Origin of the sequence: Spirosoma spitsbergense DSM 19989 (assembly GCF_000374085.1) — a bacterium.
GTDB lineage: Bacteria > Bacteroidota > Bacteroidia > Cytophagales > Spirosomataceae > Spirosoma > Spirosoma spitsbergense.
On the sequence record NZ_KB893535.1, the window covers coordinates 1 to 1,261 of the forward strand.

Consider the following 1,261-nt stretch of genomic DNA (forward strand, 5'->3'; position numbering starts at 1 on the left):
TTTGCCTGATGAGCAACCGATGGAATTTGGTTCGTCAGCAGATTGAGCCAATCAACTATGCGATGGCCGCATAGCGACATTTTGAATTGCACCCTATAACTAGTTGATAAACAGAGAGAAGTAGTTCCGCAGTTTGGCGTACATATACTTGTTAGAGTTAATATAAGTTCATTATCAATTACTTAGCAAAAATAGACTGTTTTTGATGGATCTAAACGGCCTGAGAATTGGCTACAAATAAAGCTAACAGATTCACCAGCTAACTATTCAATTCTGAGACGCTATCGAATTCATAAACCGTTGACTATCAACTCACATCAACTCTATTAAAGAAAGCGTGCATGTCAACCTTTTAGCGACAAGTTGTACATCCCCTGGCAGGGCGGTTTTGGCTTGCTGGGCGGGTTACGTGTGACAGAGGAAATGCCCCGATTTAGCCAGTTGAAAATGGACTTTCCTGCTTGCCGCCGACAGGCCAGCCGCCCCGGTGGTTGGGGCTAATTGATTAGATAATGACCGTTACAGTTGTGTATTTGGGAAAGTATCTGTCGGTCGAAAGAATGGGCAATCGTTCCTACTGTGCTTGGGCCAGAATTAACAAATCAAAGGGGTCACCGTGAGGTTTACCCTTGTCGTCGGTGACTTTGGGTACATTGTGAATCATGGCAAAATGAAGGGTTTCCAGATTGAGCATACGAATGGAGAGTTCACGACGAAATTCTTCCACATCACTCAAATCAAACTCCAATTTGCCGAGCCGGAGTTTAATAGCCATTTCATAATACGAAGCTTGCGACAACAGGTAGTTGTTTGCCTTATCATTGAGAATCCCTAACTGGTTTTTACTGAGTCTGTTGTATTCTTTGGTCAACAAAAGAATCAGCACATTGGTGTCCAGCAGGTAAGTTATAGTTGGTTAGAGCAGAGCAATTTTGAGCCGACAGAGTACTTAGCCGCGTTTAGCAATTTTGGCCGGGCCGCCGGGCGGTTGCTCGTGCGGTTCGAGTAACTTGATCAACCCTTTAAATTTACCGTTGGGTATATACTGATCAGCCAACTCAATAATGCTTTTAGAATTGGCTTTATCAATGGTAATAGAGGGTTTGGTCTCGGCTCTCATCGTACAACTTTATTTTATCTGTAGAAAGAACAAAAATAGCTAAAACTTAACGCGAACTATGAGATCTTTTAAGCAGCTAAGGCCCATTCAGATTCACCGGAAGCGAGCAGACGGTTACTTATGTCGACGTGTGCTGTTGGC

Annotated in this window: 2 protein-coding genes; both read right to left on the reverse strand. The window is 43.4% G+C overall.

The genetic code is table 11. The features are described 5' to 3' along the window. Positions 1-574: 574 nt before the first annotated feature. Positions 575-910: a PIN domain-containing protein gene (locus tag B157_RS35385; protein ID WP_041952109.1), complete on the reverse strand. Its 336-nt coding sequence runs from the start codon at positions 908-910 to the stop codon at positions 575-577. A 39-nt stretch (positions 911-949) separates the two neighbouring features. Continuing rightward, positions 950-1,120, reverse strand: a complete 171-nt coding sequence (locus tag B157_RS38285; protein WP_020603939.1) for a hypothetical protein — start codon at positions 1,118-1,120, stop codon at positions 950-952. Positions 1,121-1,261: the final 141 nt, after the last annotated feature.

Coding starts and splice junctions, on each gene's coding strand:
- B157_RS38285 (WP_020603939.1), bottom strand. CDS start 1,120: ATGAGAGCCGAGACCAAACCCTCTATTACCATTGATAAAGCCAATTCT.